Source organism: Kitasatospora sp. NPDC007106, assembly GCF_040634455.1.
GTDB classification, from domain to species: domain Bacteria; phylum Actinomycetota; class Actinomycetes; order Streptomycetales; family Streptomycetaceae; genus Kitasatospora; species Kitasatospora arboriphila.
On record NZ_JBEYFP010000005.1, the window covers coordinates 13,467 to 26,899 of the forward strand.

The 13,433-nt window shown below is 73.3% G+C and carries 12 protein-coding genes; 7 read left to right on the forward strand and 5 right to left on the reverse strand.

The annotated features are described in order from the left end of the window. Nucleotides 1–6 precede the first annotated feature (6 nt). Complete coding sequence (locus ABZ641_RS01165; RefSeq protein ID WP_344621453.1) at nucleotides 7–1,815, reverse strand: hypothetical protein; 1,809 nt, start codon at nucleotides 1,813–1,815, stop codon at nucleotides 7–9. After that, entirely contained in the window at nucleotides 1,812–2,876 is a 1,065-nt protein-coding gene (locus ABZ641_RS01170; protein ID WP_344621454.1) for a MoxR family ATPase, read from the reverse strand. Before ABZ641_RS01170 ends, ABZ641_RS01165 begins: the two co-directional genes overlap by 4 nt. Before the next feature lie 111 nt (nucleotides 2,877–2,987). Between ABZ641_RS01170 and ABZ641_RS01175 the strand changes: the two genes are divergently transcribed. From ABZ641_RS01175 to ABZ641_RS01185, 3 genes are read left to right on the forward strand one after another with little or no spacing between them, the layout of a single operon-like run. After that, nucleotides 2,988–3,740, forward strand: coding sequence for a Sir2 family NAD-dependent protein deacetylase (locus ABZ641_RS01175; protein ID WP_344621455.1), 753 nt, complete (start codon nucleotides 2,988–2,990; stop codon nucleotides 3,738–3,740). A 46-nt stretch (nucleotides 3,741–3,786) separates the two neighbouring features. Beyond that, nucleotides 3,787–4,998: a cytochrome P450 gene (locus ABZ641_RS01180; protein ID WP_344621456.1), complete on the forward strand. Its 1,212-nt coding sequence runs from the start codon at nucleotides 3,787–3,789 to the stop codon at nucleotides 4,996–4,998. Nucleotides 4,999–5,017: 19 nt separating this feature from the next. Further along, on the forward strand, nucleotides 5,018–6,016 hold the full coding sequence (locus ABZ641_RS01185; protein WP_359978218.1) for an ADP-ribosylglycohydrolase family protein: 999 nt from the start codon (nucleotides 5,018–5,020) through the stop codon (nucleotides 6,014–6,016). 28 nt (nucleotides 6,017–6,044) lie between these two features. Here ABZ641_RS01185 and ABZ641_RS01190 read toward each other — a convergent pair whose 3' ends face one another. The 3 genes from ABZ641_RS01190 to ABZ641_RS01200 are packed head-to-tail and all read right to left on the reverse strand — an operon-like array spanning nucleotide 6,045 to nucleotide 9,245. After that, nucleotides 6,045–6,764 (reverse strand): VWA domain-containing protein, encoded by a 720-nt coding sequence (locus ABZ641_RS01190; protein WP_359978221.1) that lies wholly within the window; start codon nucleotides 6,762–6,764, stop codon nucleotides 6,045–6,047. Nucleotides 6,765–6,768: 4 nt separating this feature from the next. Further along, nucleotides 6,769–7,908 (reverse strand): ADP-ribosylglycohydrolase family protein, encoded by a 1,140-nt coding sequence (locus ABZ641_RS01195; RefSeq protein ID WP_359978224.1) that lies wholly within the window; start codon nucleotides 7,906–7,908, stop codon nucleotides 6,769–6,771. Between the two features lie 29 nt (nucleotides 7,909–7,937). Next, a complete protein-coding gene (locus tag ABZ641_RS01200; RefSeq protein WP_344621460.1) occupies nucleotides 7,938–9,245 on the reverse strand; it encodes a DUF2786 domain-containing protein in 1,308 nt (435 codons plus the stop codon). A 225-nt stretch (nucleotides 9,246–9,470) separates the two neighbouring features. Between ABZ641_RS01200 and ABZ641_RS01205 the strand changes: the two genes are divergently transcribed. The 4 genes from ABZ641_RS01205 (at nucleotide 9,471) to fusA (ending at nucleotide 13,428) form a co-directional block, all read left to right on the forward strand. Continuing rightward, entirely contained in the window at nucleotides 9,471–10,031 is a 561-nt protein-coding gene (locus ABZ641_RS01205) for a DUF1707 and DUF4190 domain-containing protein (RefSeq protein ID WP_344621461.1), read from the forward strand. 407 nt (nucleotides 10,032–10,438) lie between these two features. Beyond that, nucleotides 10,439–10,810, forward strand: coding sequence for a 30S ribosomal protein S12 (gene rpsL, locus ABZ641_RS01210; protein WP_014144289.1), 372 nt, complete (start codon nucleotides 10,439–10,441; stop codon nucleotides 10,808–10,810). Nucleotides 10,811–10,812: 2 nt separating this feature from the next. Then, nucleotides 10,813–11,283 (forward strand): 30S ribosomal protein S7, encoded by a 471-nt coding sequence (gene rpsG, locus ABZ641_RS01215; RefSeq protein WP_030263556.1) that lies wholly within the window; start codon nucleotides 10,813–10,815, stop codon nucleotides 11,281–11,283. 39 nt (nucleotides 11,284–11,322) lie between these two features. After that, nucleotides 11,323–13,428 carry an elongation factor G gene (gene fusA / locus ABZ641_RS01220; protein ID WP_344621462.1) on the forward strand — a complete coding sequence of 702 codons (2,106 nt, stop codon included), beginning with the start codon at nucleotides 11,323–11,325 and terminating at the stop codon, nucleotides 13,426–13,428. Nucleotides 13,429–13,433: the final 5 nt, after the last annotated feature.

Here is a 13,433-nt window from a genome sequence, read left to right on the forward strand (position 1 = left end):
GACGGCCTAGTGCATGCGGAAGACCGGGCCGCGGGGGGTGAAGGGGAGGGTGGCGCCGCGGGGGACGAGGTAGGCGTGCTCGCGGCGGATCCGCAGGACGTCGCACTCGGCGTCGGTGATCACCAGCAGCGGAGCCCCCGGCGGGAAGTCCTCGGCGCGTTCCAGCAGGTCGACCCCGGGCTGCAGCACCGTGCCGCCGCGGCCCCGGACGCGGACCCGGCCAGCGATCTCCTCCGGCGGCAGGTAGCCGGCGTCGTGCGGTGCGGCGTCGCAGAACACCACCCGGGCGGCGGCCACGTCGCGGGCCGCCGCGTACGAGGCGATGGCGCCGAGGGCCTTGCCGAGCAGCGGCCGGCTCATCGAGCCGGAGGTGTCGAGCACCACGCCGAAGGTGCACCGGGCGACCTCCTCCTCGGGCCGCCACCGCCCCGCCCGCGGGATGTCCGGGGTGGCGGACTGCCGGCGCGAGGGCCGGGCGTAGCTGCGCACGGTCTGCGGGGACGGCACGAACTCGTCGAACCAGCGGGCGAGCCGCGCGTCCCAGGGCAGCGGCGGGTGGGCGAGCGCGCGGATCTCCTCGACCAGTCCGGCGGGGAGGGTGCCGCGCTCCCGGGTGTGGAGTTCGAAGCCCTGCTGCAGGCCGCGCCGGTAGAACCCGTCCAGGTCGACGTAGTCGCGCGGGCTGCCGAGCGGCTCGCCGAGCACGTCCGGCCGGCCCTTCCCGGCGAGGGTGGCGAGGCGGCGGATCCGCCGCTGGTCGCGGACGATCCGGTCGTACACCTCCTCGGCGGAGAGCCCCTTGAGCTGCGGGTCGTGCAGCAGGCCCTCCGGCATGTCGCCGACGCCCATCTCGACCAGCCAGCCGTTCACCACGAAGTCGCAGGCGACGTTGAAGAGGTACGGGTCGCGGGCGCCCGTCCGGTCGCCGTGCCGCAGGGCGGCGTGCAGCATCTCGTGGCCGAGGACGAACCGCCACTCCTCGTCGGTCAGGTGCAGCAGCGGGTTGACGTAGAGCTCGCCGGCCGCGGCGTTCACCGCGGCGACGGAGATCCCGTGCGCGCGGGCGAGTTCGGCGTCGGCGACGAGGGTCATGCCGGCCGCGATGCCGCCGAGCAGCGGGTAGGAGGAGACGAACCAGTTCAGCGCCCGCATCCAGGGCCGCTGCGGTTCGCGGGCGTCGGTGAGGCCGGCCCGGCGGCCGCCGGCGACGTCCATCGCGGCGGAGACCGTCCGGGTGAGGGCCGCGGCGAACGCGGCCGTCCAGTCCTCCGGGTCCCGGTACCCCTGCCAGGGCACCAGCAGCTGGTCGGCGAGGCCCGGGCCGCAGGCGCTCGGGACGTCCGGCACCCCGTCGCGGCGCCAGCGGGCGGCGAGTTCGTCCTCGTCGCCGGCGGGCAGCGACCGCGGCAGGTCGAACGGGCAGCGCCCCACGTGGAAGGTGGCCTGGAAGCGGTGGACGGCGGTGCAGCGGGCGGCCTGCAGCGCGTCGTCGGCCGGTGTGCGCCGGCCGCGCGCGGCGGGCACGTGGCCGAAGCCGAGGTGGAGCAGGCAGTGCGTCAGCACCCAGGCCCACTCGGCGGGTTCGGCGCGCCGCCCGATGTCGGCGTGCACGGTGCCGTCGGAGTCGACGACCGCCCAGCCGCCGGGTGGGACGGCCTCGCAGTCGGGGGCGGTGCAGATCCGGGCGTCGATCGCGTTCAGGGCGTGGTTGGCCCCGACCAGCGCGAGTCCCGCCCGGAAGGCCTCGGCGGCCGGGTCCGGGCGCTCCTCGGGATCACGGCCGGCGGCGCGGCGCTTCGCGGCGGCCCGGCTCACCGCCGGGCCTCGACCAGCCGCGGCATGTCCCGGGCGGCCTCGACCAGGAACCAGGACGGCAGCACCGGGTTGCCGTCCTCGCCGTCCGCGATGACGGTCTGGGCGACCTCGACGGAGATCTCGGCGAGCTGGACGAGCAGCGACTTCGCCCGGTACGCGGTGCGCCGCAGCTGCTCGGAGGCGTGCTCCTTGCGGGCCGGGAGCACCTTGACCAGCCTCCCGCGGAAGGCGTCGGCCAGGTAGTACAGCAGGTCGCGGTCCTCCGGCCGGGCGGGCCAGCGGGCGTCGCCCTTGAGGATGGCGTCCAGCCCGTACGCGTTGCGGACGATCTTGGCGTAGCCGCAGAAGGCCACCGCGTGCTGCGGGGTGAGCAGTCCGTGCGCGACCACCTGCAGCGCCGCCTCGTCCAGAGCCGGGCCGAAGGAGTGCAGCGCGTCGGAGAGCATGTGCCAGGAGCGCGGGGTGGAGAACGGCTCCTCGGTCTTCGGCGGCGCCGACCACAGGTGGTCCGGCCGGTCGCTGAGGTGGTCCAGCACCCACGGGTGGATGCCCGCGCCGGCCGCCCAGGCCAGCCAGTCGGTGGCGCTGGCCCGCAGGTGCACGTGGACCAGCCGGTTGACCAGCGCGGAGGCCATCGGCCGGGCCAGCGCACCGTCGGTCGCCCGGTTGCCCGCGCCGATCACGATCGAGCCCGGCGGCAGCTCGTAGGAGCCGATCCGGCGGTCCAGGATCAGCGAGTAGAAGGCCTTCTGCACGTCCGGCGAGGCCGCGTTGAGCTCGTCGAGGAACAGGCAGTACGGCTCGTCGCGGGCGATCGACTCCGGCGGGCAGAACCGGGACCGGCCGTCCGCGGTCAGCTGCGGCACGCCGACCAGGTCCTCCGGCGCCAGCTGGGTGCCGATCAGGCTCACGCACTCCAGACCCAGCGAATCGGCGAACCCCCGCACCAGCGAGGACTTGCCGATGCCGGGCGCACCCCACAGGAAGACCGGGCGGACGGTCGCCAGACCCAGCAGCAACTCCGGTACCTGGGACGGCGAGACGGTGACGGCACCCTGCACAGGACTCCTTCGACACGGTGGGGTTCCCGGCCAGTGTGCGCACCGGCCGCCGCGCGGCGCACCAGGTTTTCCGGTGGCGCCGCCCGCGGCCGCCCGCGTACCGTCCCGGCCATGAACGCCAAGCGGCCCCTGATCGCCGTCCTCACCGGCGCCGGCATCTCCACCGACTCCGGCATCCCCGACTACCGCGGCCCGAACGGCCTGTGGCAGCGCGACCCGAAGGCACAGGAGCTCGTCACCATCGGCCCGTACCTCGCCGATCCGGACGTCCGCCGGCGCTCCTGGCAGCTGCGCAAGGAGGTCGGCGCCGTCGGTGCCGAACCCAACGCCGGCCACCTCGCGCTCGTCGAACTGGAGCGCTCCGGGCTGCCGATGCGCGTCCTCACGCAGAACGTCGACGGCCTGCACCGGCGTTCGGGCCTGCCCGAGCGCAAGGTGCTCGAACTCCACGGCACCGCCGACCGGGTGCAGTGCGTCCGCTGCCGCCTGCGCACCCCGATGGCCGAGGCGCTGGCCCGGGTCGACGCCGGCGAACCGGACCCGGCCTGCCTCGCCTGCGGGGGCGTGCTCAAGCCGTGCACCGTGATGTTCGGCGAGGTGCTCGACGAACGGGTGCTCGCGGACGCCGCGGCGATCGCCAAGGCCTGCGACCTGTTCCTCGCCGTCGGCACCCTGCTGCAGGTCCACCCGGCGGCCGGGCTCGCCCGGGTCGCGGTCGAGCACGGCGCCCGGCTGATCGTCGTCAACGCCGACCCGACCCCCTACGACGACGAGGCCGCCGAGGTGATCCGCGAACCCATCTCGCAGGCCCTGCCCGCCCTGGTCGCCCGGATCACCGCAGGGGAGTTCTCCGCCCCGGCCTGACCGGCTGCGTAGCATGGGCCGTCCCCGAGGAAGAGGGAGCCGGACGATGGCAAGCGGTGGTTTCGACCCGTGGTCGGCGGCGTTCGTCGCCCACCCCTACGACGCGTACGCCGAGCTCCGGGCGAAGGCGCCGGTCACCCGGTACGAACCCAGCAACCAGTGGCTGGTCGCCCGGTACGCCGACGTCTCCGCCCTGCTGCGCGACCGCCGGCTCGGCCGTACCTACACCCACCGCTACACCCACGCCGAGTTCGGCCGGCCCGAGCCCGACCCCGCGCACGAGCCCTTCCACACCCTCAACGACAACGGCCTGCTCGACCTGGAGGCCCCCGACCACACCCGCATCCGCCGCCTGGTCTCCAAGGCCTTCACCCCGCGCCGGGTCGAGTCGCTGCGCCCCACCGTCGCCCGGCTCGCCGACGGACTCGTCACCGGCCTGCTGGCCGACGGCGGCGGCGACCTGATCGCGACGGTCGCCGAGCCGCTGCCGGTCGCCGTCATCGCCGAGATGCTCGGCGTTCCGGAGGGCGACCGGCACCTGCTGCGGCCGTGGTCCGCCGACATCACCGGCATGTTCGAGCTCAACCCGGGCGAGGAGACCGCGCGGCGCGCCGTTCGCGCCAGCACCGAGTTCTCCGACTACCTGCGCGCCCTGATCCGACGGCGCCGCACCGACCCCGGCGAGGACCTGATCAGTGCGCTCGCCCTGGTCGCCGACGAGGGGGAGGTGCTCAGCGAGCAGGAGGTCGTCTCCACCTGCGTGCTGCTGCTCAACGCCGGGCACGAGGCGACCGTCAACACCACCGGCAACGGCTGGTGGGCGCTCTTCCGCAACCCCGGCGAACTCGCCCGGCTCCGCGCCTCGGTGGACGAACTGCTGCCCACCGCCGTCGAGGAACTGATGCGCTGGGACACCCCGCTGCAGATGTTCGAACGCTGGGTGCTGGAGGACATCGAGGTCGGCGGGGTCCGGATCCCGCGCGGCTCCGAGGTCGCGCTGCTCTTCGGCTCCGCCAACCGCGACCCCGAGCGCTTCGCCGACCCCGACCGGCTCGACCTCGGCCGCACCGACAACCCGCACATCACCTTCGGCGCCGGAATCCATTTCTGTCTCGGCGCCCCGCTCGCCAGACTGGAGCTCAACGAGTCCTTCGGCGCACTGCTCCGCCGGGCACCCGGCCTGCGCCTCGTCCGCGAGCCCGTCTGGCGGCCCGGTTACGTGATCCGCGGACTCGAAGAACTGCTGGTCGAGGTCTGACACACCGCTGGAGGCGGCCGTGGGAGCGGCAACGGGGGCACTGCTGGGGCTGGCGATCGGCGACGCCATGGGACACCCCACCGAGTTCGACACCATGGCGGGCATCACCGCCGGCTGCCCCGACTGGCGCCGGCTCCCGCTGCCCGACCCGGCCGGGGTCACCGACGACACCCAGATGACCCTCGCCCTCGGCCGCGCGCTGCGCACCGCCCTGGAGCGCGGCCGGCTCACCCCGCTGCGCCTGGAGCGGCCGCTGCGCGAGGAGTTCGTCGACTGGTGGCGCTCTCCGGAGAACAACCGCGCCCCCGGCCGCACCTGCATGCGCTCCTGCTACCGCCTCAGCAAGGACGGCACGCCCTGGCAGCAGGCGAGCGACGTCGGCTCCAAGGGCTGCGGCGCCAACATGCGGGTCGCCCCGCTCGGCCTCGTCCGCGGGCTGACGCCGGCCCAGCTCTCCGGCGCCGCGCAGTTGCAGTCCGGGCTGACCCACGGCCACCCCACCGCGCTCGCCGCCAGCGTGCTCACCGCGCACACCGTGCGGCTGCTCGCCGACGGCACCGCCCCGGCCGAACTCCCGGGCCTGCTGCGCGCGTACGCCACCGGGCAGCGCGGCCGTTACGACGCGTTCTGGCTCGGCGACCTCGCCGCCCACGCCCAGGACCCGTCGCCGGAGACCTTCGCCACCCGCGGCTGGGACGAGTGCCTCTTCGTCCTCGACCGGCTGGACGCCGCGCTCGCCCGGCCCTCCCTCGACACCGACCCGTGCGAGATCACCGGTGCCGGGTGGATCGCCGAAGAGGCCTTCGCCACCGGCCTGCTGTGCTTCCTGCTGCTGCCCGACGATCCGGTCGCCGCCGTCCGCCGGGCCGCCTTCTCCTCCGGCGACTCCGACTCCATCGCCTGCCTCACCGGCGCCTTCGCCGGTGCCCGGCACGGCAGCGCCGCCTGGCCCGCAGAGTGGGCCGGGCGCATCGAGTACCGCGACGAACTCCTCGCGCTCGGCGCGCTCTGGGACTGACACCCGATCAGCCGCCCGGGGCGCCGACTCAGCCGGTCAGGACGCCCGCCGCCCGGGCGGCCGCCAGCCACGCGGGGAAGCCGTCCAGCAGCCGGTCGTACAGCTCGGCGTCGGAGTGGGATCCGGGGTCGCGGCCGGCCGGGAAGAAGCCGGCGTTGTCGACCGGCCGGGCCGCGGGCACCGGGAGCTCGTCCAGCCGGTGCAGGAAGGCGAACTCCTGGTCGGCCGGGTCTCCGAAGCCCACGAACTGCCAGTAGAGCGGCAGTTCGGCGGCCAGGCAGAGCAGCTCGCGGGCCGCGCCGCGGGCGGTCGGGCCGCCGTCGGTCTGGAACACCACCAGCGCCGGGGCGTTCGCCCCGGACAGCTGGTGGTGCCGGATCACGGCCTTCATCGCCAGGTGGTAGTTGGTGCGGCCCATGTGCCCGAGCCCGGCGTGCAGGGCGTCGATCCGGCCGCGGTGGTCGTCGAGCGCGAGCTCGGCCACCCCGTCCACCTCGGTGGAGAAGAACACCACCGGCACCCGCCCGTCGTCGTCCAGGTGCGCGGAGAGCGCCAGCACCTGCTCGGCGAAGCGCTGGACGGCACCCGAGCGGTAGAACGGCCGCATCGACCCGGACCGGTCCAGCACCAGGTACACCGCGGCCCGCACCCCGCGCAGCCCGGACTTCTCCAGGCTGACCCGCGCCGACGCGTAGTGGCCGACCAGCCCCGGCGCGGCGGCCGCCACCTTCTCCGGGCTCAGGCCCACCGGCTCAGTCCCTGGTCCGGAAGCGCTGCCGGCCCGCCGGCGGCGCCGGGGGAGCAGCGGGCACCGGGGCAGCGACGGGAGCCGAGAAGGCGGGAGCCGCGGGAGCCTCCACCGGGGGCAGCAGCGGGTACCGGTCCGCCAGTGCGGCCCGGTCGCCGTCCGCGAAGGCCGCCACCAGGTCGTCCGCGACCTGCAGCACCACGTCCAGGCCCTCCACCTCGGCCGTCCAGTCCGCCGGCAGCCCGGCGGCGCCGTACATCGCGCCGACCAGGTTGCCGCAGACCGCACCGGTGGAGTCGCTGTCCCCCGAGTGGTTCGCCGCCAGCACCAGCGCCTCCCGGGCGTCCGCGCCCACCAGCGCCGCGTACACCGCGATCGCCAGGCACTCCTCGGCGATCCAGCCGAGGCCCACCTGCTCCACCCGCTCGGGGCACGCCGGGCCGAGCCCGGCCACCCGCACCGCGCGCCGCAGCGCCGCCACCGTCTCCTCGCCGCCCGGGTACGCCGCGGTCTGCTCGACGGTCTCCTCGACCGCCCGCCGCAGCTCCGTCCCGTGCACCAGCCGTTCGACCAGCGCCGCGAAGGCCCCCGCCGCCAGGTACCCCGTCGGGTGTCCGTGCGTCAGCTGAGCGCAGTCCGCCGCCAGTTCGAAGGCCCGCCGCACCCCCAGCCGGGCCAGCCCGAACGGTGCCGAGCGCATCACCGTGCCGCAGCCCTTGGACTGCGCGTTCACCTCGCCGTGCAGCCCGTACGCCACCGGCGGCAGGTAGCCGTACCCGGCGAGCCCGCTGGTGCAGGCCGTCCCCGGCGCCCGCGAGGCGTACAGGAACTCCTGGCCGAGCAGCCAGCCGTCCGGGTGGCGCTCCGGCCCGGGCAGCCGCTGGGTCAGCATCCACCGCCGGTACGCCCGGTGGACCTCCTCGCGGGTGCCGCCGCGCAGCAGGCCCTCGGCGGTGAACAGCGTCATCTGGGTGTCGTCGGTCACCTCGCCGTGCCGGCCGCCGGCCGCCGGCGAGCGCAGCCCGTCCGGGCCGAAGCGGTCCCGGATGTCGTCCAGCCGCTGGAACTCCACCGGCCAGCCCAGCGCGTCGCCGAGCGCCCCGCCCACCAGTGAGCCGCGCACCCGGTCCCGGTACTCCACCATCGTCTCCCCCTCCGCGGCCGCCCCGGCCGTCAGTCCTCGATCGCCCCGGCGCGCCCGTGCAGCGCCGCCCGGTCCGCGGCGGCCCGTCCGGCCGCCCACCCCTCTCCGTCGCTGACCCGCACCCGCTGCGAGACCAGCTTCGGGAACATCCGCCCGACCGTGTCGTCCACCGCCTGCCCGCGGGCCGCCAGCACCGGCAGCAGCCGCTCGTCCGGCGCCAGCTGCTCGGAGGTGCCGTCCTCGCGCAGGTGCCGTCCGGCCGCCGCGTCGGCGGTCGCCCGCTCGGTCGCCTCGGTGAGCCGTTCCCGGATCCGCGCAGCATAGGAGATCAGGAAGGACTGACGGAACGCCTTCGTCCGCGGCGCGCCGTCCTGGTGCCGGCGGCTGCCCGCCCGGTGCATCGCCGCGGTGCCCTGCACCAGCAGCGAGGTGTAGAGCAGCTCCACCGCGTCCAGGTCCGCGTCGAAGCCGATCACCGTGCAGAAGCCGAACTCCTTCGCCCACACCACCCGGCACCGGTTCGCCGCCGCCACCGCGTCCAGCAGCATCGCCTTCGGGCTCTCGTACGGCTGGTCGACCCCGATCCGCAGCGCGGCCGGCGCGTCCTTCGCCGGGCCGCCCGCCGCGAGCAGCGCTTCGTCGATCGAGTGCTGCGCCATCAGCTGCTGGGCCTTTTCGGTCAGCGCCTCCGCCTCGTCGGGGAACTCCGTCGACTCGGCCTTCGCCAGCAGCGCCCGGATCCGCCCGAGCATCCGCGGCTCGCCCGCCGCCGGGCGCGCGGCCGCCGGGTCGAACGCCCGACCGCCGCCCTGCTGCCCGGGCACCGGGCCGACCGGCGCGATCGGCGGCAGCAGCGACCAGGCCCGCAGCAGCTCCAGCGCGGCCGTCGCCAGCGCGAACCGGTCCTGCCGGTGCCGGGCCGCGAACTCCGGCAGGTACGCCTCGTCCGACCCCCACCACACCTCGGCCGCCAGCTCCCGCAGCTGCTCCTGCCAGCGCCGGTCCAGCGAGGCGGCCGGGTGCCGCCTGCCCTCCGCCGCGATCAGGTCGACCGCCAGCGCCAGGTGCACCGGCCCCAGCTCGCGCCGCACCACCCGGACGAGGTCGGCGGGCCGCCACCCGGCCGTCCAGCACCGGCCGACCGCGCGCTCCGCGCACGCCAGCAGCGCCCGGCCGACCTCCGGCCACTGCTCCGCCGAGGCGGCCAGCAGCGAGGCGCCGCCGTCCAGCGCGTACTCCAACGTCTCCGCGGGCGCCGCCACGACCTGCTGCACCGCCGAGGCCAGCAGCCCCTCGACGGCGGAGTCCTGCCCGGCCCTGCCGCTGCGCCTGCCCACGATGCCTCTTCCGTCCGCGTCCGCCGGCCCGGCCACGACCGGCCGGACCCCGTCCCATGATGCAGGAGCGGCTTCGACGGGCGGGCCGGCCGCGGGCGGCGCGTGGCGGCCGCCACGTGAATCGGTCTTCGTGGCGGGCAACTACTCGGGGCTGCCGCTCGTCCTGCATTCTGTAGGGGCAGCACGCGCAGCCGACGCGCGACGGGGTGTCAGGGAGGTGGCCGCATGGCCGTTGAGCCGTGGAGGCATCCGCAGCAGCCGTACGGCCCGCCGCCGCAGCCCTGGCAGCCGGCGGCCACCCCGCAGGCCGCGATGCGCGCCGCCCACGCGGACCGCGAGCGGACGGTCGACGTGCTGAAGGCCGCCTACGCCGAGGGCCGGCTGACGGCGGAGGAGTACTCGCAGCGCTTCGACCACGCGCACCGCGCGCAGACGTACGGTCAGCTCGCGCAGCTGGTCGCCGACCTGCCGTCCGGGCCGATGGTGGCGCCGATGGGCGCGGCCGTGCCGGTCGTCCCGCCGACCTTCATGCCGCCGCCGGCGCCGTACGCGCCGCCGCGCACCAACGGGATGGCGATCGCCTCGATGGTGCTGGGCCTGCTCTGCCTGCCGACCATGGGCGCGCTCGGCATCCCGGCCGTGGTCACCGGGCACATCGCGAAGTCGCAGCTGCGGGCCGGCCGCGAGGAGGGCGACGGCATGGCGACCGCCGGTCTGGTGATCGGCTGGCTGTCGGTGGCCGGATGGGCGCTGATGATGCTGCTCGCCGTGGTGTCCGTGCGCTGACCTGCGGGTCCGCCCCGTTCCGCGGGCCGGGACGGCGGCCGGGCCGGGTGGCGGCCCCGTCCGATGTGTGGTAAGACGGCTCGAACGTTCCCGCACCGTTCCGGTTGTCCAGGCTCGCCCGGGTGAGCAGCGGCGTTGCATTTGTTTTGACCGCCGCCGATGCGCTAGGTACGCTCTGATTCGTGCCTGGGGTGTCCCCGGGTCCTTGTGCGTGCCAGTTGACCGGCCGCCGTAGCGGAGCGCTGATCCCGCTCTCGCCGTGCGAGCGCCGTCGCTGTCCATCAGCTCATGGGATTCCGTGATTCCTCCGCCGGGAGACTCGACACACCCGACCGCGTGGGTCGGTGGGTCGAGGGGCGCCGCAGGTTAGTTTTACGCAGCCTTGGCACACAGAAAACGGAGAAACGGTGCCTACGATCCAGCAGCTGGTCCGAAAGGGCCGGCAGGACAAGGTCGAGAAGAACAAGACGCCCGCCCTGAAGGGCTCCCCGCAGCGTCGTGGCGTCTGCACGCGTGTGTACACGACCACCCCGAAGAAGCCGAACTCGGCGCTTCGTAAGGTCGCCCGTGTGCGCCTCACCAGCGGGATCGAGGTCACCGCCTACATCCCGGGCGAGGGCCACAACCTGCAGGAGCACTCCATCGTGCTGGTCCGCGGTGGCCGTGTGAAGGACCTTCCTGGTGTCCGCTACAAGATCATCCGCGGCTCCCTCGACACCCAGGGTGTCAAGAACCGCAAGCAGGCTCGCAGCCGCTACGGCGCCAAGAAGGAGAAGTAAGAATGCCTCGTAAGGGCCCCGCCCCGAAGCGCCCGGTCATCATCGACCCGGTTTACGGCTCCCCGCTGGTGACCTCGCTGGTCAACAAGATCCTGCTGCACGGCAAGCGCTCCACCGCCGAGCGGATCGTGTACGGCGCCCTCGAGGGCGTCCGCGAGAAGACCGGCGCCGACCCGGTGGTCGCGCTCAAGCGCGCCCTGGAGAACGTCAAGCCGACCCTCGAGGTCAAGTCCCGCCGTGTCGGTGGCGCGACCTACCAGGTGCCGGTCGAGGTCAAGCCGGGCCGTGCCAACACCCTGGCGCTGCGCTGGCTCGTCGGTTACTCCCGCGCCCGTCGCGAGAAGACCATGACCGAGCGTCTGCTGAACGAGATCCTCGACGCCAGCAACGGCCTCGGCGCGTCCGTGAAGCGTCGCGAGGACACCCACAAGATGGCCGAGTCCAACAAGGCCTTCGCGCACTACCGCTGGTAGTCCGAACCCCGTCACTAGACAGAGAGAGAACGAGCCACCATGGCTGCAACCTCCCTTGACCTCGCCAAGGTCCGCAACATCGGGATCATGGCGCACATCGACGCGGGCAAGACCACCACCACCGAGCGGATCCTGTTCTACACCGGTGTCTCGTACAAGATCGGTGAAGTCCACGACGGCGCTGCCACCATGGACTGGATGGAGCAGGAGCAGGAGCGCGGCATCACCATCACGTCGGCCGCGACGACCTGTCACTGGACGCTCGACGGCGTCGACAACACCATCAACATCATCGACACCCCGGGCCACGTCGACTTCACCGTCGAGGTGGAGCGCTCGCTGCGCGTGCTCGACGGTGGCGTGACGGTGTTCGACGGCGTCGCCGGCGTCGAGCCCCAGTCCGAGACCGTGTGGCGGCAGGCTGACCGCTACGGCGTCCCGCGCATCTGCTTCATCAACAAGCTGGACCGCACGGGCGCCGACTTCTACTTCTGCGTGCAGACCATCGTGGACCGCCTCGGCGCCACCCCGCTGGTCATGCAGCTCCCGATCGGCGCGGAGTCCGACTTCGTCGGCGTCGTCGACCTGGTGAAGATGAAGGCCCTGGTCTGGTCGCCCGAGGCCACCAAGGGTGAGATGTACGACGTCGTCGACATCCCGGCCGACCTCGCCGACAAGGCCGAGGAGTACCGCGAGGCCCTGCTCGACACCGTGTCGAACGTCAGCGACGAGGTGATGGAGCTCGCCCTGGAGGGCGAGGACATCCCCGAGGAGCTGCTGATCGCCGCGATCCGCAAGGGCACGCTGAACTCGGACTTCACCCCGATCTTCTGCGGCTCGGCGTTCAAGAACAAGGGCGTTCAGCCCCTGCTCGACGCGGTTGTGAAGTACCTGCCGTCGCCCCTCGACATCGAGGGCATCGAGGGCACCAAGCCGAACAACCCCGAAGAGAAGATCGTCCGCCAGGCCTCGGACGACGAGCCGCTGGCCGCCCTGGCGTTCAAGATCATGTCTGACCCGCACCTGGGCAAGCTCACCTTCGTCCGCGTGTACTCCGGCCGCCTGGAGTCCGGCACCTCGGTGCTGAACTCCGTCAAGGGCAAGAAGGAGCGCATCGGCAAGATCTACCGCATGCACGCGAACAAGCGTGAGGAGATCGACTCGGTGGGCGCCGGCGACATCATCGCCGTCATGGGCCTGAAGCAGACCACCACCGGTGAGACGCTGTCCGACGAGAAGCAGCCGGTCATCCTGGAGTCCATGGACTTCCCGGCCCCGGTCATCCGCGTCGCGATCGAGCCCAAGTCCAAGGGTGACCAGGAGAAGCTGGGTGTCGCCATCCAGCGTCTCGCCGAGGAGGACCCGTCCTTCCAGGTCAACACGGACGAGGAGACCGGCCAGACCATCATCGCGGGTATGGGCGAGCTGCACCTCGAGGTGCTCGTCGACCGTATGCGCCGTGAGTTCAAGGTCGAGGCCAACGTCGGCAAGCCGCAGGTCGCGTACCGCGAGACGATCCGCAAGGCCGTCGAGCGCATCGACTACACGCACAAGAAGCAGACCGGTGGTTCGGGTCAGTTCGCGAAGATCCAGATCGCGATCGAGCCGCTGGAGTCGGGCGAGGGCTACGAGTTCGTCAACAAGGTCACCGGTGGCCGCGTGCCGAAGGAGTACATCCCCTCGGTCGACGCCGGTTGCCAGGAGGCCATGGAGTTCGGTGTCCTCGCCGGCTACCCGCTCCAGGGCGTCCGCGTGACCCTGCTCGACGGTGCGTCGCACGACGTCGACTCGTCCGAGCTCGCGTTCAAGATCGCCGGTTCGATGGCCTTCAAGGAAGGCGCCAAGAAGGCCGGTCCGGCCCTCCTGGAGCCGATGATGGCCGTCGAGGTCACCACGCCCGAGGACTACATGGGCGACGTGATCGGCGACATCAACTCCCGCCGTGGCCAGATCCGGGCCATGGAGGAGCGTCACGGTGCGCGCGTCGTCAAGGCGCTCGTGCCGCTCTCCGAGATGTTCGGCTACGTCGGTGACCTGCGCAGCAAGACCTCTGGTCGCGCAAGCTACTCGATGCAGTTCGACTCGTACGCCGAGGTTCCGCGGAACGTGGCGGACGACATCATCGCCAAGGCCAAGGGCGAGTAAGGCCG

What these genes read in the sequence shown, in the direction of transcription:
- ABZ641_RS01175 (WP_344621455.1), top strand. Translation starts at nt 2,988, where the DNA reads ATGAACGCCAAGCGGCCCCTGATCGCCGTCCTCACCGGCGCCGGCATC.
- ABZ641_RS01180 (WP_344621456.1), top strand. Translation starts at nt 3,787, where the DNA reads ATGGCAAGCGGTGGTTTCGACCCGTGGTCGGCGGCGTTCGTCGCCCAC.
- ABZ641_RS01195 (WP_359978224.1), bottom strand. Translation starts at nt 7,908, where the DNA reads ATGGTGGAGTACCGGGACCGGGTGCGCGGCTCACTGGTGGGCGGGGCG.
- ABZ641_RS01205 (WP_344621461.1), top strand. Translation starts at nt 9,471, where the DNA reads ATGGCCGTTGAGCCGTGGAGGCATCCGCAGCAGCCGTACGGCCCGCCG.
- rpsG (WP_030263556.1), top strand. Translation starts at nt 10,813, where the DNA reads ATGCCTCGTAAGGGCCCCGCCCCGAAGCGCCCGGTCATCATCGACCCG.
- fusA (WP_344621462.1), top strand. Translation starts at nt 11,323, where the DNA reads ATGGCTGCAACCTCCCTTGACCTCGCCAAGGTCCGCAACATCGGGATC.